The following is a 375-nucleotide window of genomic DNA, read 5'->3' as shown; positions in this document are numbered from 1 at the left end:
GCACGGATGTTGATAAGGTCAATGTACCGCCGCAAGGTGCATGGGTATTGCGTGGCGATCGCGGCATTACCTATGCCAAGAACCTGCCGGAAAACTCGACCATGTCTCAAGGCGAATGGTGGCCGGCGGATTACAGCGGCGAGCCATTGGTTTCTTTTGCTGCCAAAGAAGCAGAAGAGCTCGGGCTGAAAATCGGTGATACGGTGACAGTGAATGTGCTTGGCCGCAATATTACTGCAAAAATTGCCAATTTCCGTCAGGTGCAATGGGAAACACTGGCGATCAATTTCGTCATGGTGTTTTCGCCCAATACTTTTGCCGGTGCACCGCATTCATGGCTGGCGACACTGACGGATGCCGATGCTGCACCGGAAC

General features: G+C 53.1%; 1 pseudogene. It reads left to right on the top strand.

Going from position 1 to position 375, the window contains the following annotated elements:
• Positions 1-375 (top strand): annotated as a pseudogene (locus HBA93_RS19225) (ABC transporter permease); the annotation flags it as partial.

The organism is Ochrobactrum sp. SFR4, from assembly GCF_019730395.1.
Taxonomy (GTDB): domain Bacteria; phylum Pseudomonadota; class Alphaproteobacteria; order Rhizobiales; family Rhizobiaceae; genus Pseudochrobactrum.
This window is presented reverse-complemented; position numbering and strand designations above follow the sequence as displayed.